Raw genomic sequence first — 26,202 nt, forward strand, 5'->3', positions numbered from 1 at the left:
CAACACGGCCAGGCGCGTAACAGGCGAAGCCACACCAACCTGGCGAGACCCTCAATAGAAGAGGAACCACAATTAAGTTAAATCAAACATCCAATCAGGCTCATAGCCGAGCGCCTGACCGACCGCCAGGATCCGCCGCAGGATGCGGTGCCCGGTGCGGTAGTCGCCCCTGCGGACGATGGTCACGATCGCGATGTGGCCGGCCGGGCCGAGCAGAGCGCGATCCGGGCCGTGCCATGCCCAGACCTCCAGCGTCTTGATGGTCAGCCAGGCCATCATCGCCTGGTCACAGAAGAAGGCCGCGGGCATGAGCCGGTTGACGAGCTTGATGGTGCTGAGCCGGGACTGGTCCGTGATGCCCGGTCGGTGCAGGTCGTCGGACTCGCTGGTCGTGTCGATCCATCGGTAGAGCGCGTCGAGTCCGCGGTCGATCTCCGCATCGAGATCGTTCTCGTCCGGGACGGATATGCCGAGGTGCCGCAGCTGGTCGAGGCCGAGCCGCATCGCCTCGCCACCGCGTCCCCGGTTGGTGAGACTGCTGACCTGCACCACTGTGGCGGCCGTGAGTTGAACCGGGTGGGTGCACAACCGGCCGATGGTCTGGTATGTGTCGTCCGCCTCCTCCAGCCTGCCGAGGCTGTACAAGGCGGCGTGCCGGTCGGTATGGACTGCGATCAACTGGTCGGTGTCAGTCGGATCGATGACCTCGACCGCCGCGGTCAGGAGCCGCTCGACCAGTGAGTAATTGCTCAGCAGTTTCGCTTCCTCAGCGGCGTGCCGGAAGAGTCCGGCCACCGGCTTCCGTTCCTCGGTGCCATGTACAGCATCAACTACGGGCAGGTACTGCTCCGCCGCCACGGCGAAGAACTCGGGCCGCTCGACCAGGCGCCGTGCCAGACGCAACCGCCTCGCGTCCTGGTTCTGCGCGGCGCGGCCGCCCAGCACGGACTCCCGCGTCCGATCGTGGTGAAACCGCACGCTCTGCCGGCCGTCGGACTCCAGTACCAGTAGGCCGTCGCCGAACGCGGGGGCGAGCCGCCGCTCGACCTCGTCCGCCGGCAGCCCAGTCGCGGCAGCTAGGAGGTCCAGCTCCACCTGGCCCGCCAGGCAGGCCATCACCGCGAGCACCTCCGCGGTGGCCGGCGGCGGCGCGGCCTACCCGCGCGGCCAGCAGCTCGGTCACATCCACTCGGTCGAGCCGGCGGCGCAGCGCCTCCCAGTCCCATCGCCACCCACCCCCGCCGAGGGTCAGTACCCTGTCGTGGCGCAGCGCGTTGAGTAGCTCCACGATGTCGTACGGATTTCCCCGGGCGGATGGCGCAATCATCTGCGCCAGCTCGGTGGCGGGCGGCGGGGACAGGTGCAGCAGGTCAGCCACCAAGGCCGCCTGCCCTGCTGGCGGCAGGCTACCCAACCGCAGGTGGTGGGGTCCGACCGCCTGGTGACGCCAGCGGGCGAGCATCGGCGTCAGTGGATGGGCGGCGTCGATCTCACTTTCCCGGTACGCGCCGACCAGCAGCAGTCCCGCGATCTGCTCCTCACCGGCGAACACCAGGTCGACGAAGTCCAGCGGCGTCCGCCCGGCCCACTGCAGGTCGTCGACGAAGAACACCACTGGTCGCTTCCGGGAGGAAACGGCACGTAGTGCCTCGACTGCGACACGTGGCGCTCGTACCTGTGCGGTCATCGGATCGCCTGGCTCTGGGCGAACCTTCAGCAGCACCGCCAGTTCCGGCACGGTGGCGGCAGCCAGGCCGGCGTTGGGTCCCAACGCCCGCAACATCCGGTCCCGCACCTCGGCCAGGTAGTCGTCCGGCTCGGCCAGCAGCAGCCGACCCAGCGCACGCAGCGCCTGCCGGACCCCGTCGTACTCCTGGTCACGGCGATACTGGTCGAATTTGCCGGCCGCGAACCAGCCGTCGACGCCGGCCGCTATCGGCCCCAGCTCACTGACCAGGGATGTCTTACCCACGCCCGGTGCGCCGCCGACGAGGACCCCGTGAGAGCGTCCGGTCACGGCCTCGGCGAACGCCGCGTCCAGCTCGTCGACCTCCCGGTCGCGCCCGGACAGCCGGGATGGCATCAGCGGACGCGTCAGAAAATCATGCTCGCCAGGATGCACCGCCGCCGCGCCGCGTCGTACCAGGGTGAGATCGTGCACCAACCCGTCGGCGCTCTGGTAGCGGTCGTCGGGTTCCTTCTCCAACAGGTGCGTGATGATGTTCGACAGCCCGGCCGGTACCGACGGATTCACCGCCACAGGCGAGCGTGGGATCCGAGCGAGATGGTCATGAATGATCCGAACTGGGTTGTCCGTGCCGAACGGCGGCGCGCCGGTAGCCAGCTCGTACAGGGTGGCCCCGAGCGCGTACAGGTCGGCTCGCTGGTCGACCGGGCGACCGGTCCGCCCGGTCTGCTCCGGCGCCAGGTACGGCACCGTCCCGACAGTTGCCCCGTGGTACGTGAACTCCGGCCGGACCGACGAAAGAGCTGTGGCAAGCGCGAAGTCGATCAGGCAGGGAACTCCCAAGTCCTTGCTCACCACGATGTTCGCCGGGCAGATGTCCCGGTGCACCACACCCCGGTGATGCATCCCAGCGACGGCCCGCGCCAGCGATTCGGCGAGATCGACCAGCTCGGCCGGATCCAGTGGAGTCGTCCACTCGGACAGCGCCGTGCCATCGACATCGACCAGCAGGATCGATCCCGCGCACTCCACGGCCCCAGCAGCGAGGTGCGCGACCCCCTGGACTCCCGACAGCCGTCCAAGGATCTCGACCTCATGCCGCAACCGCCGCTGCGCGTCTGGTCCCAGCGGTTCCTTTCGGATCACACATCCAGTCGGAAACACCAGCCGAGTGATCCGGGTCTGCTCCGTCGTATGAAGCAGCTCCGGTCGCACCACCGTCACCGGCAAATCCCGGCTCGGGGTCACCCGCTGGGAGACCATCTGGACACCCCCACACCGTGCCGCGGACAGCTTATCTCCCCAGCCTGCCCGAGTCGGGGCGGAAGTAACGAGGGCCCGGACCGCTGACGACCAGACCCTCACCACCCAGGTCACCGCCGTCCACGCGGCATCCCGGGCACCTACGGCGCGCCCACGCATGCGCGCCGACCTGGCCGTCGCCGGGGTGCGGACCAGCCGTAAACGCGTCGCCCGGCTGATGGGACTGGCAGGCGACGCAAGGGGTTCACCGCCCTCGACGGATCAGCCTCACCCGCCGAGACCGTGCCGCCCGCCTCCCACCAGACCTGGTCGGACGCGGCTTCGCCGCCCCAGCCTCGAGCCAGGTCTGGACAGCGGACGTCACCCAGAGGGACCGTTCAGCGGGGCTGCATCTCGGGTCGGGAGTCTCCGCTCTCGAGTACTGCTGGGCCTTGACAGTCCGGTCGTTCGTCTCCTCATGGCCGATTCCGCGAGGGCCACATGGCCTGTGCTGGCCCTGCTCAGTGGTCAGCTCCCTGTCCCGGCCGGTTGTGTGGCGGCCGGGTGGCTACTGGTTGGTCAACTTGTCGGCGATCTGGTCGATGAGGCCCTGTTCGATGATCGGCGGCGGGACGTCCTGGATGTTGGTGACGTCGAGCTCGACGGCCACCTGGCCGACGTAGAAATAGATCGTGTCGAAGACGTAACCGTAGGTGCCGTATTCGTCCGTGATGCCCATCGAGGTGCGGACCAGCGCGGTGGCCCCCCGCGGCGGGGACGGTGTCTCGACCGCGACGATCTCGTAGGTGAAGCCGTTCCCGTCCTCGCCCGCCAGCTGGTCCTCTGCCGCTGTTCTCGTCGCCAGCGCCACCCGAGCTCTCGAAGCCCGCGGTCTCCTCGCCCGCCGTGAGCACATAGTCCCCCGCGCGCAGGATCCTCGCCGGCGCGACGGTGGCCTGCGTGGGCGGGGCCGCCGGCCCGGTCGTCCCCGGCCCGGTCGTCCCCGGCCCGGTCGCCCCCGACCCTGCCGCCGCGGGCGGCGGCGCTGCGGGGTCGACTCCGTCTCGGAGCCCCCTTCAGCGCGTGGATGTGAGAGGAATCCACCAGCGCCGGTGCAGGTCGAGTATCCCGTCGGCGTCGCACTCGGCGAGCAGCTGCTCGCGCAGCTCCGGCCAGGCCCCGGCCTGCACCCAGTCCTGCAGGCGGCGCCAGCAGGTCACCCCCGACACCCCGAACAGCGTGCTCGGCAGCTCCCGCCAGGGCACGTAGTTACGCAGCACCCATAGGATTCCCGCCAGCGCCGCCCGGTCGTCGAGCGGCAATCGGTCTGGGTAGCGGAACCGCCGTTCCCGAGCCGGGATCAGCAGCGTCAGCCGCGTCCACACCTCCGCGCTCACCACCAGGACAAGTCTTTTTCGAACGCGACACCGTCCTGAGCGCCGATCGCAAGGAAGGCGTCACAACGCTAACTCTCAAATACTGACTCAATCAAAGACCTTACTGTCAGGGTACCTCCCGGCCGCGGGGGTCGAGGACGCAGGTAAAAGAGGACTGGAATGCCCAGCGGGGGCCTGCTCGGCCCGCCAGTAGTACTGGATTCCAGTCCTCGCGTACTGCTCGGCCTCACACCGCGTTTACTGCGGCGGGCGCCGTCCTGTTTCAGGAACCGACCCCACACCCTGGCCGCGTGGCTACTTCCCTGCGGGCACCTGGTCCTTGACCTGGTCGTAGCCGACCTTGATGGGCGCATCGGCGGGCGAGTAGATCATGCGGATCACGCCCGTCGGGAACGCCTCCGTCGCCGTCACCTTCAGGTGGTACGGCGTGTCGCCGTCGTCGAACAACCGGCGGCCCTTGCGCGCCGCCACCGGGTGCACCAGCAGGCGGAGCTCGTCGACCAGCCCCGCGGCGAGCAGTTGCCGCACCACGGAGATCGAGCCGGGGATCAGGATGCCCCTGATGCCAGCATCAGCCTTGAGCGCGGTGACGGCCTCGACGACGTCGCCCTCGACCAGCTCGCAGTTGCGCCAGGAGAACTCGAGCGGCTGACGCGAGACAATCACCTTGCGCACGTCCCCGAGCTGCTTGGCGAACGGCGCGTCCTCGCCGCCCGCTGCCTCGCGGGCTGGCCATGCCCCGGCGAAGCTGTCATAGGTCACGCGGCCGATGAGCAGCACGTCGGAGGTGTCATAGTCCTCGGCGACGGCGCGACCCATGTTCTCGTCGAAGTACGGGAAGTGCCAGTCAGGGTTGATCTCAGCCACGCCGTCGGCCGAGATGAACAGCGTGGAGATGACCTTTGCCATGGCGGTGGTCCCTTCGAGTCAGGTGGTGTCTCGGTAGGTAGACCGGCGCGGCAGCCAAATCTCATCGGCCGGCCACGGATCAGCCGGGCCGGTTCACCTATATCTCGGCCCACACGCTGATGCTGAGCGGGCGGATCCGCCCCGGCCCTCCGCGAGCGCACTGTGTCGATCGGGGACAGTCCCGGCACGCGAAGGGGCGTGGAACGCCCTGCCTGAAGCGGATCGGCTGGTCGTCGGATGGCGAGTGGCCGGCCACCGGTGGTGGATGGGAGGCCGGCTGGTGGCGGAGGTCGGAGGCCGCGCCGGGGAGCCTCGGTCAGTGCTTGATCGACCGGTGGTCGGGCGTAGCGTCAGTCGCCGTCGCGACCGTGTAGAGTCACCTCTGGTGCGGGCGAGCAGCCCAGGACCACCACTCGTCCGGGTGGCGGAATGGTAGACGCGCTAGCTTGAGGTGCTAGTGCCCTTTGCGGGGCGTGGGGGTTCAAGTCCCCCCTCGGACACTCTCCTTCGTACATGATCGCCGGAGGCTTGGCCTCGGCGATCACTCTGTTACCTCCGGGCTCGTAGGTAAGTTCCAGTCCGAGTTGAGTGTAGATCTCAGCCTTGTCGGATGGGTCGGCCTCGGCGAGGACGGCCACGATGTCCCCGGCGGCGGCGACGATGCCGCTGATCTCCTGCTCGGTCATGCGTCTGCGGCCGGTGGTGCGTAGGCGGGCTTGGACGGCGGCGCGTTCGGTGTTGGCCTTGGCGGTCCAGCGGGCGACGAGGGTGGGGTCGGTACCGGCTTCGAGGGCGAGCCGGTAGCGCTCAAGCTTGGCGTCGCAGTCGGTGATGGTCCGCCGGGCCTGGGCGCGATCGGTGTCGAGACTGATGTCGGTGTCGTCGTCCTGGGCGGCGGTGAGGGCGGCGATGGTGGCGGGGAGCTGGGGTGGGGTGAAGGCACGGGCGAGCCAGCGGTCAAGGTGGGGGACGATGAATTCCTCGCGGACGTAGACGCTGCGGGGATGTTCAACGTGGTTGGCCAGTGCGTACTGGTCGGGGTAGACGCAGCGGTAGTGGGCCTTGCCGTTGTTCCAGCTGCCCTGCATTCGCCGCCGGCAGATTCCGCACCGCATCCGGCCGCGCAACTGGTAGGGGTGTCGGGTGCGCTTGGGCTCGCGAGGGCCGCCGGGGTCGAGCTTCTTGGCCGCGAGGCGGGCCTGGACCTGGGCGAAGGTCTCGTCGTCGACGAGCGCCTGGTGGACGACGGCCGTCGAGTAGATCCAGACGTCCGGGTCGTTCCACCGCATCCGGGTCTCGTAGCCGAGGGCGACATCCTCGACGTCGAGGAGGACCTCGTCTTTGCGCTGGCGGTTCCAGACCTGCCGGCCGGTGTACCGGGGGTTGGTCAAGATGGCGCGCAGCGCTGCTTTGGACCACGCGATACCGGTGCGATGGGGGTTACGAACCGGGTCGTGGGCTGACGGGCTGGGGATGCCGTTGCCGGTGAGTCCTTCGGCAATTGCGTAGAGACCCTTGCCCGCAGCGTATTCACGGAAGATCCGGACCACGACCGGGCTGGTGACCGGGTCGGGCTCCAGGACGTGCAGGCGCTTGCCGTCGGCTGCTTTGGCCGGGTTGGGGTGGGGGCCGGCGTCGGCGATGCGGTAGCCGTAGGGCGGGCGTCCACCGAGGTAGCGTCCTTCGGTCTTGGCTTGGGCTGCCATGGAGGTCCGCACCCGAATCTTGATCCGATTCCGTTCACCTTTCGACATACCCCCGAACACCGACATGATCAGATCGTGGGCTTCCGACGCGGGGTCGATGGGGCCGCCGACCTCGGGCACCCACAGGACGACACCGTAGTGCTCGAAGACGGGGTGCACGAGGCTGTACTGGTTGCCGTAGAACGCCCGGTGCGGTTCCCCGATCACGACCGCGTCGAAGCCGCGGTCGGGGTCGCGTAGTGCGGCGAGGAGAAGAGCGGCCTGCGGGCGGCGCTTCCAGGGGATCGAGCGTGAGTGGCCGATGTCGAAGTACTCGGTGACGATCTCCCCGTGCGGGTCGATGAGAGCGTGGGCGCGGGCGAGTTGCCAGGCGCGGGAGGATTCGGGGTCCTGCTGGTCCTCGGTAGACACCCGGCCACAGAAGGCGAATCTGATCAATTTAGGAAACCTTTCGTTCGATCCTGTCTTCGTCGTGTGGTGGGTGAGATTCATAGGCCACTTTTGCCGGAGGGCGGTTGTGCGTTTGCGCGGCGGCAGAATAGACGTAGCAGGACGGCGGCCAGAGCCGGGGTGAGAACGGGTGGCTGGTCGGGGACGACTACATCGAGGGGGTGGGGCGTGGCATCGTTTCCTCTGACGGAAAGGGACGACGATGAGAGTGGGCGGAGTGGAACGGCGACACCGGCATGATCCGGCTGCTGACCTGCCCGGTCTGTGGGAGAATCACCTTCGCCGGCGGGGGCCGCAGAAGCGATGCGATCTACTGCGGGGCACCTGCCGCTCGCGCGCCTGGAGGGAGCGAGCGGCCCGGCGCGCACGGCGCTCAGCGTGACGTCCACGCGTTGCGAAATGGCCCTCTACCAGCGCGTATGACGCCTCCACGTCACGCTGAATGCCCGGGGTTGGCCAGCCGGTCGAGACGGGTGCCGCCGTCCGGCTACCGCTCGCGCAGCTCGTACGGGTTGATCTCCCCGTACCGCTCGTCCGCCTCGGTCAGGTCGAAGCCTTCCTCCCACTCCGCAGTGTTCAGCCAGTTCACCGGCCCACCAACCCGGAACTGCGGGTGCTCCCACTGGGGTTCGCCGACACAGAACGCGTGCACCTGGGGCTGCCCGTCACCGTCCCGGCGGACGAACTCCTCGTCGTAGATGAGGAAGTGCCCCATGTCGTCGCGGTCCTCACGGACCTCCTCCGGTAGCGTGACCACCCGGGTCACCTTGTCGTCGTCGCAGTCGAAGGCGCGCGGGTTCCAGGATTCCTGGACGTCAGGCCGCAGGAACTCGTACGCGACTACTGGAGGCGGAACGGGGACCGCTTCCCGCCCGCGGATCCGGAGCCCGGGCACCGCGCCACCGCCGCGCGCAGCGGGCCCGCGACTCGCTGTGCGGACCTAGAGCATCTGCGCCGGGCCACGCTGATGACCGACGCCGTCCTGGACAAGGTGGAGGGCCGGCACAGCCGCAGCCGCAGCCGCGGCCACTGGCTGGTCGACTTCGCGTCCTGCAACTACCTCGGCTTCGACTGGGATCCGGAGATCGCCGCCCGCATCGAGCCCGCCGTGCGCCGGTGGGGCACCCATCCGAGCTGGTCCCGGCTGATTGGCAGTCCGCGGCTGTACCCCGAGATCGAGGAACGGCTCGCCGAACTGCTGGGCGCACCCGACACCTTGCTGCTGCCGACGCTGACGCTCATCCACTCCTCGGTGATCCCGGTCCTCGCCGACGGCGGTGACGTCTTCGTCGAGGCGACCGCGCACCGGACCGTGTACGACGGCTGTGTCGCCGCCCGCGCCCAGGGCGCCGGCCTGCACCGCTTCCACGCCGAACGCCCCGACGAACTCGACGGGCTGCTGGCCGCGGCGCCCGGCACCGGGCCGCGGCTGGTGTGCCTCGACGGCGTCAACAGCATGAGCGGCAACATCGCCGACCTGCCCGCGCTGACGGCCGTGTGCCGCGACCGGGGCGCGACGCTGTACGTGGACGACGCGCACGGCTTCGGGGTGATCGGCGAGCGGGGTCCGGACGAGTCGTGCCCGTACGGTGCGCGCGGCAACGGCATCGTGCGGCACCTGGGCGAGTCCTACGACGGGATCGTGCTGGGTCTGTTGCATTGCGGGATGGCAGGGCATGGTTGATCCCGCCGAGCGGGTGATCAGATCGCGGGGGTGAGCTCGGTGAACGCGGCTGTCAGCCGTGCGTGCGGGTCGGTGTCGGTCCCGAGTTCGTAGTGGCCGCGGCGGATGTTCTGCACGAGCGCATGACCTGCGCTGATCGTCTGGACGGACCGCAGCTGTTTCAGGCCGCGCATCGGCCGGAGCCGGGCTTTCAGGCGGCTGCGATCGGCTTCGATCCGGTTGTTCTCCCGCGCGGCGTCGGCGTGATGGGCTTCGGGGAGCAGCTCGTTGAGGACCCGAGGGTAGACGGGGGCCTTGTCGGTGGTGACCTCGATCGGCCGGCGCCCGTGGGACAGCGCCGCGGTGAAGAACCGGCGTGCCGCGGCCTGGTCGCGGCGGGTGCTGGCGAGGACGTCGATGACCTGCCCGTGCTGGTCAACCGCCCTGTACAGGTAGGTCCAGTGGCCGGCGACCTTGACGTAGGTCTCGTCGACGAACCACCTGTCCCCAGGGCTGTGCCGGCAGGGCCGCGCGGCGTCGACGAGCAAGGGCGTGAAGCGTTGGACCCACCGGTAGACGGTGACGTGGTCAACGTCGATGCCCCGTTCGGCGAGCAGCTCCTCGACGTCCCGGTACGACAGGGCGAACCGTAGGTACCAGCGGACCGCCAGGATGATCACCTCTGGTGGGAACCGGAACCCGGCGAACTCCGACGTCGGAGCCGGTGGATGGACACGACGTCGACGCATCGTTCGATCATGACTGCTCGGTGGCCGAGATGACGGACTTCGCCGATGCAACAGTGCCTTCAATGTCATTGACATAGCGAACGCCCAGCCGCTCGAGCGTCGAACGCAGGCCGTACAGGTCAAGGCCAAGGACGCCAGCGGCGAACTGGTGCCGTTTGGCCTCCTCACTCTCCGTACGGCGGGCGGCCGCCTCGACGATCCCCGCCGCGTCCGCCAGGGGGACGCACAACACCCCGTCGTCGTCCGCGACGATCACGTCACCCGGGTGTACCAGTTGCCCGGCCACCACCACCGGTACGTTCACCGAGCCGGCGACCGCCTTGGCCGTCCCCTGCGCGTGGACCGCGCGTGACCAGACCGGAAAGCGCATCGCGGTCAGGTCGGCAACGTCGCGCACCCCGGCGTCGATCACTAGCCCGACCACGTTCCGATAGCGCAGCTGGGTGGCGAACAGCTCGCCGAACATCCCGTCGGTCGACCGCGAGGTCGTCGCGACAACGAGCACGTCGCCGTCGCGGCACTGCTCGATGCACGCGTGGATCATCAGGTTGTCGCCGGGATGCGACAGAACGGTGACTGCCCGACCGGCGATCCGCGCGCCCGGGTAGATCGGCCGCAGCTCCGGCCCGAGCAGCCCACGCCGACCCATGGCCTCGTGCGCGGTGGCAACACCGTACTTCGCCAGAGCGGCGAGAATCTCCGGCTCCGGTCCCCGCCCGGTGCGGACGATCACATGGTTCATCGGACACCGCCGACTGGCCGCCCACCCCGGCCCGTCGGCTCGGCGAACCCGCGGACCACCTCAGCCTGCCTGCCGTTCATAAGGCAGCCCTGGCCTTCTTCCGGTTGAACATGGCGTGCACCTTCCTGGCTGAAGGAAAACTGAACCACTACAGGTCCAGCGCCAAGCGGCCGTTCTTCGCCCGCGAAACACAAATCATCATGGTGTCGTTTGCGTCGCGTTCGTCGTCGGTGAGCAGCGAGTCCCGATGGTCGACCAAACCCTCTAAAACCGTGGTCTCGCAGGACCCRCAGATACCCTCGACGCAGGAGGACAGCACCTGCAGGCCTGCGTTCTCGACCGCCTCGAGAATCGACAGCTCCGGCGGCACCGTCAGGGTGATGCCGGAGCGTCGGCACTCGACCACGATCGGCCGGTTCTCGCGGTCGGCCGCGGACGCCCTGGCCGTGAACCGTTCGACATGCAGGGACCCGGGCGGCCACGACGCGCAGCGCGACTCGACGGCGTCGATCAGGCGCGAAGGCCCGCAGCAGTACACGAGCGTGGACTGGGACGGCTCGCCCAGGATCTCGGCCAGGTCGAGGATTTCGAACTCGTCCTTGGGGTGCGCCCGTACCCGGTCCCCGTGGTGCGCGAGTTCGTCGAGGAAGGCCATGGATGCGCGGCGCCGACCGCCATAGTGCAGCGTCCAGTCCGCGCCTGCAGCCTCGGCCTCCGTCACCATGGGCAGCAGCGGGGTGATCCCGATACCACCAGCGATGAACAGGTAGCGAGGCGCTGCCAGCAGCGGGAAGTTGTTGCGCGGCCCCCGCACCCGCAGCTCGGCGCCCTCCTGGACGTGGTCGTGGATCCAGGCCGATCCACCCTGGCCGGTCGGCTCGCGCAGCACGCCGATGCGCCACGCGCCGCGGTCAGATACCGACCCACACAGCGAGTACTGCCGCACGAGCCCGCTGGGCAACAGCAGATCGACATGGGCGCCAGGAGCCCACCCCGGCAGCGGCTCTCCCGACGCCCGGCCGAACTGTAGGGACACCACGCCGTCGGACTCGGTGCGCCGGAACTGGACGACGACAGTGCCGTCGAATTCGAGCCTCCCACCCGGGCCGGCGGCGGCATCCGAAGCAGGCAGGGTAGTGGCGGGCGGCCCGGCCACGTCGATCAACTCCTCACGCTTCCCGATCTGGCGTCTACAGCGATCCGGCAGTCGTCCACCGCGGTGCCGGGTGTGACGCTAACTGAGCCGAAAAGTACGAAGTAAGCCGCGAATGACGGGACCCTGATCGGCAAATGTCCCGACCGGTCTACGTCATTTGTCGACAGCCGGTCCCGCAAAGGGTTCCCGGTCCGGCGGCGGGTCTCGCGATCCGCCCATTCCAACGTGCCTGTCCTGCCGGTGACCAGGAGCGGGCCGCTGCGCCTAGCCTGGTCGCGTGCGCCACGCAGCGGCGGGCAGCTACTTCCTACGGCATGTGTCCCGGTCGATGCGCGACATTGGTCCAAGGAGGTTCTGTCGTCCGCCCATGGACTCAGGAGCCTTATCCGGGCTAAATTTTGCGATGTGCGCACACTGATGTGCGCACATCTAGGGCTTCGTTGGCTTGTGGTACCGAAAAGTTACTTGGCCGGGTCCAGGATATTCCCCTCTCTTATTGAAGTCGCCGGACCTCGCGAGTTCGCCGACGCCGATTTCTCCGGACCGATCACCGAGGGAGGGCAGTCCTGGATGGCAGCTGCATCTTCCATGCCAGTGCTCTTTGCCGGCGCCGTCATGGGTGCGCGGACGGCACCGGCGAATTCTTCCGCCCATAGCGCCGGGAGGGACTAGATGACTGACGACCCGCGGCAACCTTCCATCTTGGTGATCAGTGCGCATTCGGCGGACTTTGTCTGGCGGGCCGGGGGTGCGCTGGCCCTTTATGCCGAACGTGGCTATGACGCCCAGGTACTTTGTCTGAGTTTCGGGGAGCGCGGCGAGTCGCAAGGGCTGTGGAAGCAGCCCGGTATGACGGTCGAGCAGGTGAAAGAGAGCCGGCGTGAGGAGRCACTGGCGGCCGCCGCCGCGCTCGGCGCGTCAGTGGAATTCCTCGACCTGGGCGACTACCCGTTGCGGGTGCCGGACGAGGCTGTCGAGCGCATTGTCGCGGCGATGCGCCGCGCCCAACCGGAAGTGCTTCTCACCCACGTCGCTCAGGACCCGTACAACCGTGACCACAACGTGGCCTACGAGACCACGTTGCTGGCCAGGATGGTCGCGCAGGCGCACGGTCATGACCGGTCCACGGCAGCGATCGGCGCACCGCAGGTGTTGCAGTTCGAGCCGCATCAGCCGGAGGTGTGCGGCTTCATACCAACATTGCTGCTGGACATCACTCCGGTGTTCGACCGGAAGGTCAAGGCGATGGAATGCATGCGCGGCGCCCAGGGGCATCTGGTCCGCTATTACACGGATCTGGCGGTGCGGCGTGGGGTCCAGGCGGTCCGCAATGGCGGGTCGAAGGCGATTGTCCACGCAGAGGCGTTCCAGCGGACGTTCCCGGTCGTCGGGGAGGTGTTGCTGTGAGGCAGCACGGGTCGGTCGGGCTCTGGCGGTTCGTGGTGCCGGCGACGGGAGCCTGCCGTGGGTGAGGTGGTGGCGGCCATGGCCGGGGTGCACGCCCCGCAGCTGCTACAGCGATTTGCGGGTGAGGAGGAGGAGAAGCTGGCGGCCAGCCGGGCGGCCCTGCGCAGCCTCGGGGAGATTCTCGACGAGACTCGGCCGGATGCGCTGTTGGTCATTGGTACTGACCACATGGAAACTTTTTCCCTCGATCTGGTCCCGGCGTTCACGCTGGTCACGGGCGAGCGGGCGGAGGGGGAGTTCGGCGGGGAGGCGTTCTCCCGCCCGGTGCATCAACCGCTCGCCCGCGGTCTGCTGGACGGGCTGGTCGCCCGCGGCTTCGACCTCGCGTACTCGCAGTCGGCCGAGCTCGGGCACGCGTTCGCTACTCCCTTCCGGTTTGTCCTCGGCGATCGGGACATCCCGGTGATCCCTCTGCTGATCAACGTCTACCTGCCGCCGTTGCCGCGGTCCCGCCGGTGTGAGGCGCTGGGCCAGGCGATAGCCGAGGTGATCGCCGAGCGGGACGAGCGGGTCGCTGTGCTCGCCAGCGGGGGGATGTCGCACTATCCGGGCACCCCGAAGTACCCGCATCCCGAGTTTGCCGTCGATCACTGGATCATGTCCCGGATCGCGGACAACGATCTCGATCCGATCCTGGACCTCACCCCCGAGCAGCTCGACGAGATCGGGGAGGGCGAGCTGCTCGCCTGGTTTGTGCTGTGGGGAGCCATGGGCCGGCGTGCGCCCGGCCGGGTGCTGAGCTACCAGGAAATCTGGCACCACGGGCAGGGTGTCGTCGTCTGGGAGCCGCCGCAGGACAGTCGGAGCGGTGACGGCGGCCGGCAGCCGGACGGCACCAGCGGGCGACTGCCGTTCGCCTTCACCCAACGCGGTTACCACTACTACCGCTATCCCGAGCCGGAAAGCTACGCCTTCAACCGGCTGCTGCGGGACTTCCGCGACCCGCAGCTGCGGGCGCGCTACCTGGTAGACCCCGACGGTGTCGTCAAGGAGTACGGCCTGCGGCAGTCGGACATCGATGCCTTCCGAACGCTGGATATCGACACCTGCGTGGCGGCCGGCGCGCATCCCCTGCTCGCCTGGACCGGCTGCCGGTTCGTCGCGCGGGACCGGGATGCGGGAGGCGCGACGGCGACGGCGGGTGCAGGGGCCTGACGGCGGAGCTTGCTGCACGAGCCCGACCCGCTGGCCTTGCCCCGCAATCGCTGGACACCGCGCTGGGCCGAAACCCTGCCGCTCGCCGGACCTCTAGTGCCGGGGGTGGCACTAGTTCAATCGCAGGATCGCTGGGAACCCGGGATGGTTCCTCGCGGGAGCTGCCCCCATCGGAGGACGACATGCCACATGTTCAGAACGGCTGGTATCTGGCCGCCTGGTCGAAGGAAATCTCCTCGACGCTCATGCAGAGGTGGATCGCCGATCAGCCGATCTGCCTGTATCGGCTGGCGGACGGTATTCCGGTAGCGCTGGAGGACCGCTGCCCGCACCGCAAGTATCCGCTGTCGCTCGGCCGGCTCGACGGCGACATCATCGAATGCTCCTACCACGGCTACCGCATCGACGGAGGGGGGACCTGCGTCGGTGTGGCCGAGCAGACGGACACCCCGAAGGCGCAGGTGCGCGCCTTTCCGCTCGTCGAGCGGCACGGGGTGGTCTGGATCTGGCCGGGCGATCCGGACCGCGCTGACGAGGGACTGCTGCCCGACACCTGGTGGCTCACCGATCCGGGGTGGACGCACTTCCACGGACTGGTGCCGCTACGGGCGCGGCACCGTCTCCTCGTCGAGAATCTGCTCGATCTTTCCCATGAGACGTTCCTGCATCCCTCCAGCATCGGCAACGCCGCCGTGGCCGCCACCCCGATGACCACGGCGGTCCAGGACCAGAAGGTTTTCTTCAGCCGCAGGATGGTCGGGATCGAGGCCCCGCCCTTCTACGCCGAATCCTGCGGCATGGCGTCTCCGGTGGACCGTTGGCAGGATGGCGAGTTCCACGCGCCCGGGATCTTCATCTTGCATATCCGGATCGCACCTACCGGGACGTCGGAGCCCGACGGCTTCCACATGAAGATCATGTACGGGATGACTCCGGCCACCGCGGCGACTACGCACGACTTCTACGCGGTAGCCCGCGACTATCGGGCGGCGGACACGGCGCTCACGGAGTTCCAGCACAGCCAGCAGTTGGCTGTGATGAAGGAGGACGTGGACGCGCTGGAAACACAAGAACTGATGTACGCCACGGATAACGTGCCCCGGCCGGAGTCGAGTATCGGGTCCGATTTGGCGGCGCTGCGGGCCCGGCGGGTGCTGGATCAGATGATCGACCGTGAAGCACAGGCAACGCCCGCGGCGGGCCGTGCTTCCAGAGCCTCCGTCGCCGCTGGAACCCACTAAAAAATCTTCACACGAAGGAGGGGTGTGGTGTGGCTGACAACCGCGGGGTGGCATACATGGAGCCGGGCCGGGTCGAGGTGGTCGACCTGAACTTCCCCGGGCTGGTGTTACAGGACGGGCCGGGGGTGAACCCGGCGAACGTGGGCCGCCAGTGCCCGCACGGCGTCATCCTCAAGGTGGTGTCGACCAACATCTGCGGCAGCGACCAGCACATGGTCCGTGGCCGTACGACCGCGCCGCCCGGGCTGGTCCTCGGCCACGAAATCACCGGTGAGGTCATCGAGACCGGCCGGGACGTGGAGTTCGTCAAGGCCGGAGACCTCGTCTCCGTTCCGTTCAACATCGCCTGTGGCCGCTGCCGCAGCTGCAAGGAACGCAAGACCGGCATCTGCCTGAACGTCAACCCGGACCGTCCCGGGTCGGCGTACGGCTACGTCGACATGGGCGGCTGGGTCGGCGGCCAGGCCGAGTACGTGATGGTTCCCTACGCCGACTGGAACCTGCTGCGCTTCCCGGACCGGGACCAGGCGATGGCGAAGATCCTGGACCTGACCATGCTGTCCGACATCTTCCCGACCGGTTTTCACGGCTGCGTCACCGCCGGCGTCGGCCCAGGCTCCACCGTCTACATCGCCGGAGCGGGACCGGTGGGGCTGGCTGCGGCGGTGTCCGCGTTCCTGCTGGGCGCCGCGGTCGTCATTGTCGGCGATCTCAACACCGAGCGGCTGGCGCAGGCGGCCAGCTTCGGCTGCGCCACCGTTGACGTCTCCCTCGGTGACATCGGTAGCCAGATCGCGGAAATCCTCGGTGAGCCCGAGGTGGACTGTGCGGTCGATGCGGTCGGGTTCGAGGCCCGCGGGCACGCCCCGGACGCCGCAGAAGCGCCCGCCGCCGTCCTGAACACCGTCATGGAGATCACCCGCGCTGGCGGATCCATAGGAATCCCTGGGCTGTACGTGACCGGTGATCCGGGCGCGGCCGACGACGCGGCGAAGGTCGGCTCGCTGTCGATCCGGATCGGGCTGGGCTGGGCCCGCTCGCACGCGTTCTTCACCGGCCAGTGCCCAGTGATGAAGTACCACCGGCAGCTGATGATGGCGATCTTGCATGACCGGGTGCAGATCGCGAAAGCCGTCAACGCCGTCCCCATCCCGTTGGGACAGGCCTCCGACGGCTACCGCACCTTCGATGCGGGCGCGGCACGCAAGTACGTCCTCGACCCGCACGGCCTGCTCGGCACCACCGAGCGGAGTGGGCGGGACGACATGGCAGCCTCCCGCCCCGTGACGCGAACCTGACGGCCACCGTCCGAGGAGTTGCTCAGTGAGCGTATTCGTCCTGGTGCACGGCGCCTGGCACGGCGGATGGTGCTGGCGGCGGGTGGCCGTCCGGCTACGAGCGGCCGGCCACGAGGTGTTCACCCCGACGCTGACCGGCGTCAGCGACCGCGCCCACGTGCTGCACGCCGGAGTCGGGCTGGAGACCCACGTCGAAGATGTCGTGCGGCTTCTCGACGCGGAGGGCCTCACCGGCGCCGTTCTCGTCGGGCACAGCTACGCGGGTCAGGTGATCTCGGCCGTCGCGGACAGGCGCCCCGCCGCCGTTGGGCGCCGCGTCTACCTCGACGCCTTCGTCGGCGGTGACGGTGACGCCGCGATAGACCTCCTTCCGCCGGCGATCGCCGGCCACTACCGGGATTCCGTGCGGGACGCCGGTTTCGGATGGCTGATCCCACCCCGGTCATTGGAGGTGCTCGGCGTCACTGACCCCGCCGACCTGTCCTGGCTCCAGCCGCGTCTGACCCCGTTGCCGTGGCTGTGTTACTCCCAGCCGCTGCGGCTGAGCGGTGCCGTCGACGCCGTGCCCGCCGCCTATGTCGATTGCACCGACTGGATGCGGGTGTTCCAGCCGTTCGCCGAGCGTGCAGCGGCTCGGGGATGGCCGGTCCACCCGCTGGCGACCGGCCACGAGGCCATGGTCACCGCACCGGGAGAACTCACAAAGATCCTTCTCGACATCGTCGCGACCTGACCGCTACAGGAGCCGACCCATGGAGTTCCTCGTCCGAACGGAGAACCGGCTGCCACCGCACACGGCTGCCGACGAACGGGACCGGCTGCGTGCCGCGGAGCGGGCCCGCGCCGATGAGCTACGGGAGGCCGGCATCCTCAGACGGCTGTGGCGGGTGCCCGGCCGGGGTGGCACGATCGGCCTGTATGAGGCGGCGGACGCCACAGAGTTGCACGACGCGCTCGCATCCCTTCCGATGTTCCCGTGGATGGAGATTATCGTGGAGCCGTTGGCGACTCACCCGCAGGAGCGAGGGGGTGGGCCTGGCCGCGCGGCCGTCGTACAGTCGCGGACGGCCGCGCCGAGTTGAGGGTCAGCGGGATCCATGGGCGCCGGTGACGACCTGCGGGGCGCCGCGGTCGGGGAGGACGGGTGCTCGTGACTCCTGTGTCGATGATGACGCCGGACCGGCTCGGCCTGGCGACCCTGACGAGCATTATTCTGGATGTGCCGGAGGGGATCGCGGTTGTCGACGAGGACGGTCTTTACCACTATGTGAATCCGGCGGGTTGCCGGATTCTCGGCGCGTCGCCTGAAGAGTTGCCGGGACGGTCCGCATTCCGCCGCGATACGGCGGGCAACGGCCATCGGCCCGCGTCAGCCGCGCCGGTCGGCGGCGAGCATGCGATCCCGACCGTGCGGCTGCGGCGCCCGGATGGTCGGTGGGTCGAGCTGGAGTACCACGACACCTCGATCGTTGTGGCTGGACGGGATTTCGCGCTCGTGACGTTCCGGGACGTCACGGAGGCGCGCCGGCGCGAGCGGCAGCTCGCGGCCTTCGGTCGCACCGCGTCCAGCGTGGCCTTCTCGGGTTCCCTGCGGAAGGCGTTGGAGGTGATCGCGGGCGAGGTCGTCCGGGCGACCGGTACAGCCGGTACCCAGATCGTGACGATGGACCCGGTCGATCACGGGTTCCGGCTGATCGGGCTCGCTGGTTTTCCCGAGGACACCGACGATTTCGCCGTCCGGCTGGAGCAATGCCGGCAACGCGGCGCCCGCCTGCGGATGGTGGAGGCAGTGCGTACCCGCTCGGTTGTCATCGCGCGTCATCGCAAAGCGGAGATCATGCGGGACCCGGCCTGGGAACCGTTACACGGGCAGATGGGCCGGCTCGACTGGGACAGCTTCGTCGCCGTGCCGCTTTTTGTCCGAGATCAGGCCGTTGGTGTGCTCAATGCCTTCTACCCGCCACAGCACGATCCGGGCGACAGCGACATCGCCTTCCTGTCGACGATGGCCGACCAGGCGGCGGTCGCGGTGCAGAACGCCCGGCTGCTCGCCGACTCCAAGGGACGCGCCGCGCTGGAGGAGCGCCACCGGATCGCGCGCGACCTGCACGACTCGATCCAGCAGGAACTGTTCTCCATGACGCTGCACGTGCGTGCGCTCCAGCTCAGTATCGACCGCCTGGGCGACACCCAGCCCTCGATCAGGCGCAGCGTCACCGAGTTACTGGAGCTGTCCCAGTCGACCGTGAGCGACATGCGGTCGCTCATTTTCGAACTGCGTCCGGCCGTGCTCCGCGAGCAGGGACTGGTCGAGGCGGTGCGCCGGTACGCCGCGACCGTCGCGGCGCGCAAGGACCTGCGGATCGACGTACACGCCGGCGCCGACCGGCTAGATATCCCCGCGTCGGCGGAAGAGGACTACTACCGATTGATCCAGGAAGCGTTACACAACGTCGTGAAGCACGCGGGCGCCGACTCGGTGCAGATTGAAATCGGGTGCGCGTCCTGGGACAAGGGCACCATGCTCGTCGAGGTGACAGACGACGGGGCGGGCTTCGATCCGGACGCCGTCCCGCCCGGTCATCTCGGGTTGGTGACGATGCGCGAGCGCGCCGAGTGGCTCGGCGGGCAGCTGGAGGTGCTCACCGCACCGGGCCGGGGGACGACCGTGCGGGTGCTGGTGCCCCGGGGGCTGGGGCGGGCGCTGGAGCGACTCTCCGGACCTGGCGGCGCGGGGCCGGCCGAGGATGTCGGTGCCACATCTCGGAGGCCCGCATGACCAGCGGCGAGTCGACAGCGCCCGTCTCCATCCGTGTCTTCGTGGTCGATGACCACGCGGTCGTACGCCGCGGTATCCGTGCCTTCTTCGAACTCCTCGACGACATGGAGGTCGTCGGGGAGGCGGCGGACGGGCAGGCCTGCATGAAGCGGCTGGCCGCGATGGCGACCGACGGCGCCCTGCCCGACGTGGTGCTGATGGACCTGATCCTCCCGACGGTGGACGGCATCACAACGACGACGGAGATCAAGAAAAAGTTCCCGGCCGTCGCCGTCGTGGTGCTCACCAGCTTCCGGGAGGGCAGTCGGGTGCGCGCCGCGCTCGCCGCAGGAGCATCCGGCTACCTGTTGAAGGACGCGGAAGCCGACGAGGTTGCCGCCGCGGTGCGGGCCGCTTACCGGGGTGAGATTCAACTGGATGCCGCCGTCACCAGGGCGCTGACCGATTCGCTCCTGCACCCCGATGCTGGCCTCGGGCCGCTCACCGCTCGGGAGCGCGAGGTGATTGCCCTGCTCGGGACTGGGAAATCCAATCGGGAGATCGGTGAAGCACTGACGATCAGTGAACGGACCGCGCGCACCCATGTCAGTAACATGCTGGCCAAACTCGGTCTGGAATCCCGTACCCAGGCAGCGTTGTGGGCGGTCGACCATGGGCTGGTCGTTCCGTCGAACGACCGGTAGGCACCGGAGAAGATCCGGCAGGTTTGCTATCTCTGGTCGCGCACGTCTGTCGTAGGCCTGGTGCCGCAGGGGGCGGACAGCAGGGGGCGGTCCCGCCCGACGGTGCCGGCGGGACCGTTGCGGTGGCTGCGAATACAAGACTCAGCATCCGGCCCCGATGGGTTGCATGTGCCCAAACGACTCCCGAAGCCGCGAGCGCGGTCCGCTGGAAGGTAGCCTCGCCGCACGCATCCTCCGCCATACCTCCTAACCAAGGAACTTGCGGAATGCGCTACTACGCCTGGTTGGCCGCCCCGAGCGGGCCATTCACCCTCTTGATGTGCCGGCAGGTAGCTGTGGCGAAATCCTGGGTCCTAGCACGCGCACCGCGACGAATGACGTAGGCGGCCTGCCGGGAAAGGCTGGCGAGTCACGTCGTTAGCACGACGCTCCGCCGCGGCCGAGCAACTATTCTCGCGGCACTACTTAAAGGTGACGGGCTCGTCGCGACACTGCATACCTTACTTCCAGGGCATGGCCGTCCGGTGAGGCCATCCCGACCGACAGACGGGTTACTTGACCGCCCGGATGCGACGCCGCCGGCGCACCGTACTAGGCCTCTGCCCCCGAGCCCTGCCGTCTAGCAGAGCATCACAAACCATTTTTACCTGTGCCAGGAGAAGTCTATAGCCGTGCCCGTGCTGGAACGCCGCGTGCACTCCATCTTCCGGGACGGCTGACCAAGAACTCGCGGCGCGGACGGCTAATCATCGCCATTGGGGCGGCCGTCCCGTGACCCTGCGCCCTCCAGTCGGACGCGCATCCAAGCAGAAATGGCGGAGATGGGGAGGCGAGACCGATCAACAGATACGTGAAGAGTGCCCTCGCGGTTCTTGCGATAGGTGCTGTCGGGGCGGGGTGTAGCAGTTCGGGCGGAGCGGCACAGGCTCCGACTCGTCCCGTGCAGGTCCAGGCGGCATTACCCAGCGAGCCCGTCACCGACTACTTAGCCTATGTCGGCGGTAAGAGCGGGAGAGCGGATCCGGGTCTGGCGCCGGTGACCCTGGGCTTCCTCGCCCAACAGGGCGGAGCCATAGAACCGGGGCCCGGGGCCGAGGCCGGCGCCAGTCTCGCGGCGCAGTACATCAACGAGCAGTTGGGCGGCATCGGCGGCCATCCGCTCGAGTTGTCCACCTGCTTCATCCGCTCCGCTGAGGAGGAGGGCACTCGCTGCGCACAGCAGTTCCTCGGCAACAGCAACGTCAAGGCAGTCGTCACCGGCGCCGTCGCGACCGGAATCCAGTCGTTCTACGCGACCCTCGCGGGCAAGCTGCCGGTGGTCGTCGGGGTGGCCCTCACAAACGTCGACCGAGCTCAGGACAACGCCGCGATCCTATACGGCGACGCGCAGGCCGTTCTGGCTCCGTTCGGCACCTACGCGGCTCAGGTCTTGCACGCCAGGAGGGCGGCGGTCGTCTTCCAGGAATCGCCCGACTTGACCGCGGGTGCCGCTTCTCTGGCGGCGTCGCTGACGGCCGTCGGCGTCACGGTGAAGAAGGTGGGCTACGCGCCAACCAGCACCGACCTCGTCGGACCCCTGTCGGCGGCCGGAGCGGCAACTGCGGACATGGTCGTCCCGTTCTCCAACCCGGCGGGCTGTGTCAACATCGCGAACTCCCTGGAGCAGGTGGGCATCGATCCGAAGAAGGTCGTCACAAATCCCTCCTGCCTGGTCCCGGAGGTCGCCGCGGCGCTGGACGGTGACTTCCCGCAGTGGACGTACTCCATCGCCTCCGCCGTGCCCGCGGACACGACCGATCCGGCTACCGCGCCGTACAAAGACGTCTTCAAGCAGTTCGGTGCCGCCGACCTTGCCGGCAACCCGTGGGCCGAGGTGGCCTTCGGCGAGGTGATGACCACAGCGCGGGCCATGAATGCACTTGGCGTCGACGCGATGGACCCGGCTTCCCTGCAATCCCAGATCCGCTCATTTCGCGGACCTCTGATCATGGGCACGCCGGAGTTGGCGTGTGGCAAGCAGGCAGCGGCCCCGGGCCTGTGCGGCGACGCCTCCCAGTTCTTCAGGTATGAGGGGAAAGGTCGCTTCGTGAACGCCAGCGGCGGGTTCCTGCGGCCCCCGCAGTAACAGTCCCGACCAGGTGGCCAAGCGGAAGATTGTCAGGAGCGGGAGATAGTGGACCAGTTGTTTCTGTTCTCGGTACTCGGCCTCGGGTCGGGCTCGCTCATAGCCGGTCTCGCCCTCGCGATCGTCGTGAGCTATCGCGGTTCGGGCCGGATAGATGTCGGTGCTGGCGCCGTCGCCATGGTCGCCGGATATATGTTCTGGTCCCTGCGTGTCGGCAAGTTCGGAGTGGAACTCGGGACAGTTCCCGCGCTTCTCGGCACGCTCGGAATCCAGCTTGCGCTCGGGGTCCTGATCGAGTGGACGGCGGTCCGGCCGCTGCGCCGGGCCGCCGCGCTGGCGAAGCTGGTGGCTTCGCTGGGGGTGCTGCTTGTCGCCCAGGCCGCGGTATTGATCGCGTTCGGGCCCGAGTCGCAGGCGCAGCCCAAGGTGCTGCCGAATGGCTCCGTGCTGGTATTCAGCTCAGTTGTACCGGTCAGCCGGTTCATCCTGCTCGGAATGGCCATCATGCTGATGGCTGGGCTGGCTGTCCTCTACCGGTTCAGCGGCTTCGGTGTGGCGTCCAGGGCGGCCTCGGAGAACGAGGCGTTCGCCCTGCTCGCTGGCCTGGCGCCGACCCGTCTGTCGCTGGTGAATACCCTGCTGGYCACGATCGTCGCCGGCGGCGTCGGAGTAGTGGCGGCGTCGGTGACGGCGCTCGACCCCACCTCCCTGCCGCTGCAGGTCGCGCCGGCGTTGGCCGCGGCCCTGCTGGCGCGTTTCACGTCCCTGTGGATCGCCTGCATCGCTGGCATCGGTCTCGGCGTTCTCGGATCTTTGATCGAATACGCGTCCACGCAGGCGTGGTTCCCGACCGCGGACGGCGTCGCCATTCCCGGGGCGAAGGAGCTGCTCGTCTTTCTTCTCATCATCGTCATCATGTTCGTTCGGGGCAACCGGCTACCGGGCCGCGGCGACATCATCGAGCAGCGCCTGCCGGCTGTTCCCAGGCCGAATCGGCCACTGCCGTACGCGACGCTGGCAACCGTCGTCGGGGTGCTCGCCCTCGTCTTCTTCCCCTTCGACTTCCGGCAGGCGCTCATCAATTCGCTCATCGGTGTCGTGATGGCATTGTCGCTCGTCGTTATCACCGGGTTCGTCGGGCAGATCTCGGTGGTGCAGCTCGGGCTGGCTGGCGTAGCGGGTTTCACGATCGCGCACACCGCGGAGGATCTCGGGGTCGGCTTTCCCGTCGGACCTGTGCTCGGCATCCTCGCGGCGACCGCGCTCGGTTTGCTCACGGCTGTCTCCGCGTTGCGGGTTCGCGGGGTGAGCCTCGCGATCGTGACTCTGGCGGCCGCGACGGCGCTCACCCAGTTCGGTTTCACGAACTCGATCTGGGGTGGAGGGTTGGCTGGATCGCCCGTCCCCGAGCCGCGTCTGTTCGGCTTCGACTTCGGCCCACAGGCGTCGTATCGGGGCATGGACGGAAACCTGCCGAGCCCGGTGTTCGGGTTCGTTGTCCTGGCCGTCTCGGTCGCGGTGTGCCTGCTCGTCGTCGGCATCCGCCGATCAAGCTCTGGTCAGCGGATGTTGGCCGTCCGTTCCAATGAGCGGGCCGCTGCGGCGGCGGGTATCAACGTGCGCAACACCAAACTTGCGGCGTTCGGCGTCAGTTCTTTCATCGCCGGCACCGCCGGGGTTTTGTACGCGTACAACTTCGGTTCGGTGAGTGCGGCGCGTTTCGACCTGCTGACCGCCCTGGGCCTGGCCGCCTTTGCCTACGTCGGAGGCATCACCATGGTGTCCGGCGCCGTGCTCACCGGATTGCTGTCAAGCCAGGCGCTCGTGCCGTTCGCCCTGGACCGCTGGCTCGGCATCTCCGGAAACTACTTTGTGCTCGTCGGCGGCGTGCTGCTGCTGTTCACGCTTATCTGCAATCCGGACGGGGCCGCCGGCGCCATCGCCAGGACCTTCGACTTTTCCAGGAACAAACGGCGAGACCGGAAGGAAAGCCGCGCGGTTCCGCTTCCCCCGCTGGATCAGACCCGCCCGACAAAAAGATCGGTGGCGCTGTGAAGACGATCCTGCAAACCTCCGGACTGAGCGTCAGCTACGGCGGAGTAGCGGCGCTACGCGACGTCGACCTCGACGTCGGCGAGGGCCGCCTGGTCGGCCTGATCGGGCCGAACGGCGCCGGGAAGACCACCTTCATTGATGCCCTGACGGGGTTCGCGGCCTACCGCGGCGCCGTCACGCTCGACGGCCGCGACCTGCGCGGGATGACACCCCATGAACGCTTCCGGCTGGGCCTGGCGCGAACGTGGCAGACGACTGAGCTGTTCGACGACCTGACGGTGGGGGAGAACATCGCGGTCGCCCGACACCGCCTCTCGTTGCCGAATGCCGTCAAGGAGATCATTACCGGGTCTTCCGGCAGCGGCATGGTCGACGGCGTCCTGGACCTCCTCGGCCTGCGCTGGGCGCGGGACGCGATGCCGGGTGACCTCTCCGAGGGCCAGCGCAAGCTCGTCGGCGTCGCCCGCGCGGTCGCGTCACAGCCGCGGCTGCTGTGCCTCGACGAACCCGCGGCGGGGCTCGACACACATGAAAGCACCCAGCTCGGCGAGAGGCTGCGCGCGCTTGCCGACGCCGGCACGTCCATGCTGCTGGTCGACCATGACATGGGCCTCGTGCTCGGCGTCTGCGACTGGTTGTTCGTCCTCGAGTTCGGCGAGCTCATTGCCAGCGGGGCGCCCGCAGAAATCCGGCGAGATCCGCGCGTCGTCCGGGCCTACCTCGGCTTGGAGGACGACGAGGTCGTAGGGAAGACGCGGAATGCCGAATTCGTCGTCGCGTGCGACGGAACGGAGAACTCATGACCACCTCCCGTCTCCGTATCGAGGCACTCACTGTCGGATACAACCACGGGGCAGTCGTGCGCGGGCTGGACATCACCGTCGACCCGGGCGAGGTGGTGGCGCTGCTGGGTGCCAATGGCGCGGGCAAGACGACAACGCTGCGAACGATCTCCGGACTCCTGTCGGCCCGATCAGGATCCATCACTCTCGACGGCAAAGATCTCGCCCGTCTGTCGGCGAGTGGCCGGGCACGGGCGGGCATCGCGCACGTACCGGAGGGCCGCGGAAACTTCTTCGGCCTCTCGGTCGCCGAACACCTCCGGCTGCGGGCACGCGGGGAACGACCGAACGTCGACCTGGTCTACCAGTATTTTCCGCGGCTGGCCGGCTTCGCCAACCGCCCGGCCGGGCTGCTCTCGGGCGGCGAACAGCAGATGCTAGCCATAGGGCGAGCTCTGGCCCGCCGCCCGAAGCTGCTTCTCGTCGACGAGCTGAGCCTCGGCCTGGCACCGCTCGTGGTGGCGGAGCTGTTGCCCGTCATCCGGCAGTACGCCGATGAATCCGGCTGCGGGGTGGTCCTCGTCGAACAGCATGTGCAGCTCGCCCTCGCAACGGCGGATCGGGCCTACGTCCTCTCCCACGGGGAGATTGTCCTGCACGATCGCGGCGAGCGGCTTCGCCATGACCGCGACCTGTTGATGTCGAGCTATTTCGGGGAGGGACACCGCGCCACCGCAGACGGCCCGGCCCGGCCGGCGGACGCGTCATGAAATCGCCGAGCCGCTGCTCAATAGCCTTGATGGTGCATGCCGTAATGGCGGTGTCCGAGGCTGTATTGCCGAAACCCACGGCAAGGGCATGTGCCGGCCGCGCGGTGCACCTGTGCAATCGACACCACGCTGAAGAATGTGCGTAT

The 26,202-nt window shown here is 68.2% G+C and carries 19 protein-coding genes, 1 tRNA gene and 3 pseudogenes; 14 read left to right on the forward strand and 9 right to left on the reverse strand.

All coding sequences use genetic code 11. From position 1 onward, the window contains the following. Window positions 1–93 precede the first annotated feature (93 nt). The 4 genes and pseudogenes from BBK14_RS22350 to BBK14_RS22360 form a co-directional block, all read right to left on the reverse strand. Window positions 94–2,950, reverse strand: a pseudogene (locus BBK14_RS22350) (ATP-binding protein); the annotation flags it as partial. A gap of 547 nt (window positions 2,951–3,497) precedes the next feature. Beyond that, window positions 3,498–3,800 (reverse strand): hypothetical protein, encoded by a 303-nt coding sequence (locus BBK14_RS35755; protein ID WP_241831758.1) that lies wholly within the window; start codon window positions 3,798–3,800, stop codon window positions 3,498–3,500. A 203-nt stretch (window positions 3,801–4,003) separates the two neighbouring features. After that, a pseudogene (locus tag BBK14_RS22355) lies at window positions 4,004–4,332 on the reverse strand (transposase); the annotation flags it as partial. Window positions 4,333–4,620: 288 nt separating this feature from the next. Continuing rightward, on the reverse strand, window positions 4,621–5,235 hold the full coding sequence (locus BBK14_RS22360; RefSeq protein WP_071065230.1) for a dihydrofolate reductase family protein: 615 nt from the start codon (window positions 5,233–5,235) through the stop codon (window positions 4,621–4,623). A 415-nt stretch (window positions 5,236–5,650) separates the two neighbouring features. On the opposite strand from BBK14_RS22360, the gene BBK14_RS22365 reads away from it, so the two are divergent. Beyond that, window positions 5,651–5,735 (forward strand) — tRNA-Leu (locus tag BBK14_RS22365). A 747-nt stretch (window positions 5,736–6,482) separates the two neighbouring features. Here the strand turns inward: BBK14_RS22365 and BBK14_RS40455 are convergent. Together BBK14_RS40455 and BBK14_RS22375 are read right to left on the reverse strand one after the other, a co-directional pair. Next, window positions 6,483–7,433, reverse strand: a pseudogene (locus BBK14_RS40455) (recombinase family protein); the annotation flags it as partial. Window positions 7,434–7,878: 445 nt separating this feature from the next. Continuing rightward, complete coding sequence (locus BBK14_RS22375) at window positions 7,879–8,286, reverse strand: hypothetical protein (RefSeq protein ID WP_071065232.1); 408 nt, start codon at window positions 8,284–8,286, stop codon at window positions 7,879–7,881. A gap of 72 nt (window positions 8,287–8,358) precedes the next feature. Between BBK14_RS22375 and BBK14_RS22380 the strand changes: the two genes are divergently transcribed. Beyond that, on the forward strand, window positions 8,359–9,075 hold the full coding sequence (locus BBK14_RS22380; protein ID WP_083391169.1) for an aminotransferase class I/II-fold pyridoxal phosphate-dependent enzyme: 717 nt from the start codon (window positions 8,359–8,361) through the stop codon (window positions 9,073–9,075). Between the two features lie 17 nt (window positions 9,076–9,092). Here BBK14_RS22380 and BBK14_RS22385 read toward each other — a convergent pair whose 3' ends face one another. The 3 genes from BBK14_RS22385 to BBK14_RS22395 form a co-directional block, all read right to left on the reverse strand. Then, entirely contained in the window at window positions 9,093–9,803 is a 711-nt protein-coding gene (locus BBK14_RS22385; RefSeq protein ID WP_071065233.1) for an IS6 family transposase, read from the reverse strand. A 7-nt stretch (window positions 9,804–9,810) separates the two neighbouring features. Continuing rightward, complete coding sequence (locus BBK14_RS22390; protein ID WP_071065234.1) at window positions 9,811–10,545, reverse strand: 4-carboxy-4-hydroxy-2-oxoadipate aldolase/oxaloacetate decarboxylase; 735 nt, start codon at window positions 10,543–10,545, stop codon at window positions 9,811–9,813. 148 nt (window positions 10,546–10,693) lie between these two features. Beyond that, entirely contained in the window at window positions 10,694–11,701 is a 1,008-nt protein-coding gene (locus tag BBK14_RS22395) for a PDR/VanB family oxidoreductase (RefSeq protein ID WP_083391174.1), read from the reverse strand. A 672-nt stretch (window positions 11,702–12,373) separates the two neighbouring features. Between BBK14_RS22395 and BBK14_RS22400 the strand changes: the two genes are divergently transcribed. From BBK14_RS22400 to BBK14_RS22455, 12 genes are all read left to right on the forward strand, one after another. Continuing rightward, window positions 12,374–13,108 carry a PIG-L deacetylase family protein gene (locus BBK14_RS22400; protein WP_071065235.1) on the forward strand — a complete coding sequence of 245 codons (735 nt, stop codon included), beginning with the start codon at window positions 12,374–12,376 and terminating at the stop codon, window positions 13,106–13,108. Window positions 13,109–13,165: 57 nt separating this feature from the next. Then, complete coding sequence (locus BBK14_RS22405; protein ID WP_071065236.1) at window positions 13,166–14,323, forward strand: DODA-type extradiol aromatic ring-opening family dioxygenase; 1,158 nt, start codon at window positions 13,166–13,168, stop codon at window positions 14,321–14,323. Between the two features lie 182 nt (window positions 14,324–14,505). Continuing rightward, window positions 14,506–15,564 carry an aromatic ring-hydroxylating oxygenase subunit alpha gene (locus BBK14_RS22410; protein ID WP_071065237.1) on the forward strand — a complete coding sequence of 353 codons (1,059 nt, stop codon included), beginning with the start codon at window positions 14,506–14,508 and terminating at the stop codon, window positions 15,562–15,564. Window positions 15,565–15,593: 29 nt separating this feature from the next. Further along, the gene (gene fdhA, locus BBK14_RS22415; protein WP_083391170.1) at window positions 15,594–16,862 is read left to right on the forward strand and encodes a formaldehyde dehydrogenase, glutathione-independent; all 1,269 of its coding nucleotides are present in this window, start codon (window positions 15,594–15,596) and stop codon (window positions 16,860–16,862) included. A gap of 25 nt (window positions 16,863–16,887) precedes the next feature. After that, window positions 16,888–17,595 (forward strand): alpha/beta fold hydrolase, encoded by a 708-nt coding sequence (locus BBK14_RS22420; RefSeq protein ID WP_071065238.1) that lies wholly within the window; start codon window positions 16,888–16,890, stop codon window positions 17,593–17,595. A gap of 19 nt (window positions 17,596–17,614) precedes the next feature. Then, the gene (locus BBK14_RS22425) at window positions 17,615–17,944 is read left to right on the forward strand and encodes a muconolactone Delta-isomerase (RefSeq protein WP_071065239.1); all 330 of its coding nucleotides are present in this window, start codon (window positions 17,615–17,617) and stop codon (window positions 17,942–17,944) included. An 86-nt stretch (window positions 17,945–18,030) separates the two neighbouring features. Next, window positions 18,031–19,641, forward strand: coding sequence for a histidine kinase (locus BBK14_RS22430; RefSeq protein ID WP_198541385.1), 1,611 nt, complete (start codon window positions 18,031–18,033; stop codon window positions 19,639–19,641). Further along, window positions 19,638–20,324, forward strand: coding sequence for a response regulator transcription factor (locus BBK14_RS22435; RefSeq protein ID WP_071065241.1), 687 nt, complete (start codon window positions 19,638–19,640; stop codon window positions 20,322–20,324). The genes BBK14_RS22430 and BBK14_RS22435 overlap by 4 nt, the downstream gene beginning before the upstream one ends. A gap of 940 nt (window positions 20,325–21,264) precedes the next feature. Beyond that, the gene (locus tag BBK14_RS22440; RefSeq protein ID WP_157904318.1) at window positions 21,265–22,449 is read left to right on the forward strand and encodes an ABC transporter substrate-binding protein; all 1,185 of its coding nucleotides are present in this window, start codon (window positions 21,265–21,267) and stop codon (window positions 22,447–22,449) included. A 48-nt stretch (window positions 22,450–22,497) separates the two neighbouring features. Then, on the forward strand, window positions 22,498–24,504 hold the full coding sequence (locus tag BBK14_RS22445; protein ID WP_071065243.1) for an ABC transporter permease: 2,007 nt from the start codon (window positions 22,498–22,500) through the stop codon (window positions 24,502–24,504). Further along, the gene (locus BBK14_RS22450) at window positions 24,501–25,307 is read left to right on the forward strand and encodes an ABC transporter ATP-binding protein (RefSeq protein WP_198541386.1); all 807 of its coding nucleotides are present in this window, start codon (window positions 24,501–24,503) and stop codon (window positions 25,305–25,307) included. The genes BBK14_RS22445 and BBK14_RS22450 overlap by 4 nt, the downstream gene beginning before the upstream one ends. Then, on the forward strand, window positions 25,304–26,056 hold the full coding sequence (locus BBK14_RS22455; RefSeq protein WP_071065244.1) for an ABC transporter ATP-binding protein: 753 nt from the start codon (window positions 25,304–25,306) through the stop codon (window positions 26,054–26,056). The genes BBK14_RS22450 and BBK14_RS22455 overlap by 4 nt, the downstream gene beginning before the upstream one ends. The last annotated feature ends 146 nt before the right edge of the window (window positions 26,057–26,202 follow it).

The organism is Parafrankia soli, assembly GCF_001854695.1.
GTDB lineage: Bacteria > Actinomycetota > Actinomycetes > Frankiales > Frankiaceae > Parafrankia > Parafrankia soli.

Excerpts from the sequence above, each read along its gene's own strand:
- BBK14_RS22360 (WP_071065230.1), bottom strand. The coding sequence starts at position 5,235 with ATGGCAAAGGTCATCTCCACGCTGTTCATCTCGGCCGACGGCGTGGCT.
- BBK14_RS22380 (WP_083391169.1), top strand. The coding sequence starts at position 8,359 with ATGACCGACGCCGTCCTGGACAAGGTGGAGGGCCGGCACAGCCGCAGC.
- BBK14_RS22385 (WP_071065233.1), bottom strand. The coding sequence starts at position 9,803 with ATGCGTCGACGTCGTGTCCATCCACCGGCTCCGACGTCGGAGTTCGCC.
- BBK14_RS22390 (WP_071065234.1), bottom strand. The coding sequence starts at position 10,545 with ATGAACCATGTGATCGTCCGCACCGGGCGGGGACCGGAGCCGGAGATT.
- BBK14_RS22410 (WP_071065237.1), top strand. The coding sequence starts at position 14,506 with ATGCCACATGTTCAGAACGGCTGGTATCTGGCCGCCTGGTCGAAGGAA.
- BBK14_RS22425 (WP_071065239.1), top strand. The coding sequence starts at position 17,615 with ATGGAGTTCCTCGTCCGAACGGAGAACCGGCTGCCACCGCACACGGCT.
- BBK14_RS22430 (WP_198541385.1), top strand. The coding sequence starts at position 18,031 with ATGACGCCGGACCGGCTCGGCCTGGCGACCCTGACGAGCATTATTCTG.
- BBK14_RS22435 (WP_071065241.1), top strand. The coding sequence starts at position 19,638 with ATGACCAGCGGCGAGTCGACAGCGCCCGTCTCCATCCGTGTCTTCGTG.
- BBK14_RS22455 (WP_071065244.1), top strand. The coding sequence starts at position 25,304 with ATGACCACCTCCCGTCTCCGTATCGAGGCACTCACTGTCGGATACAAC.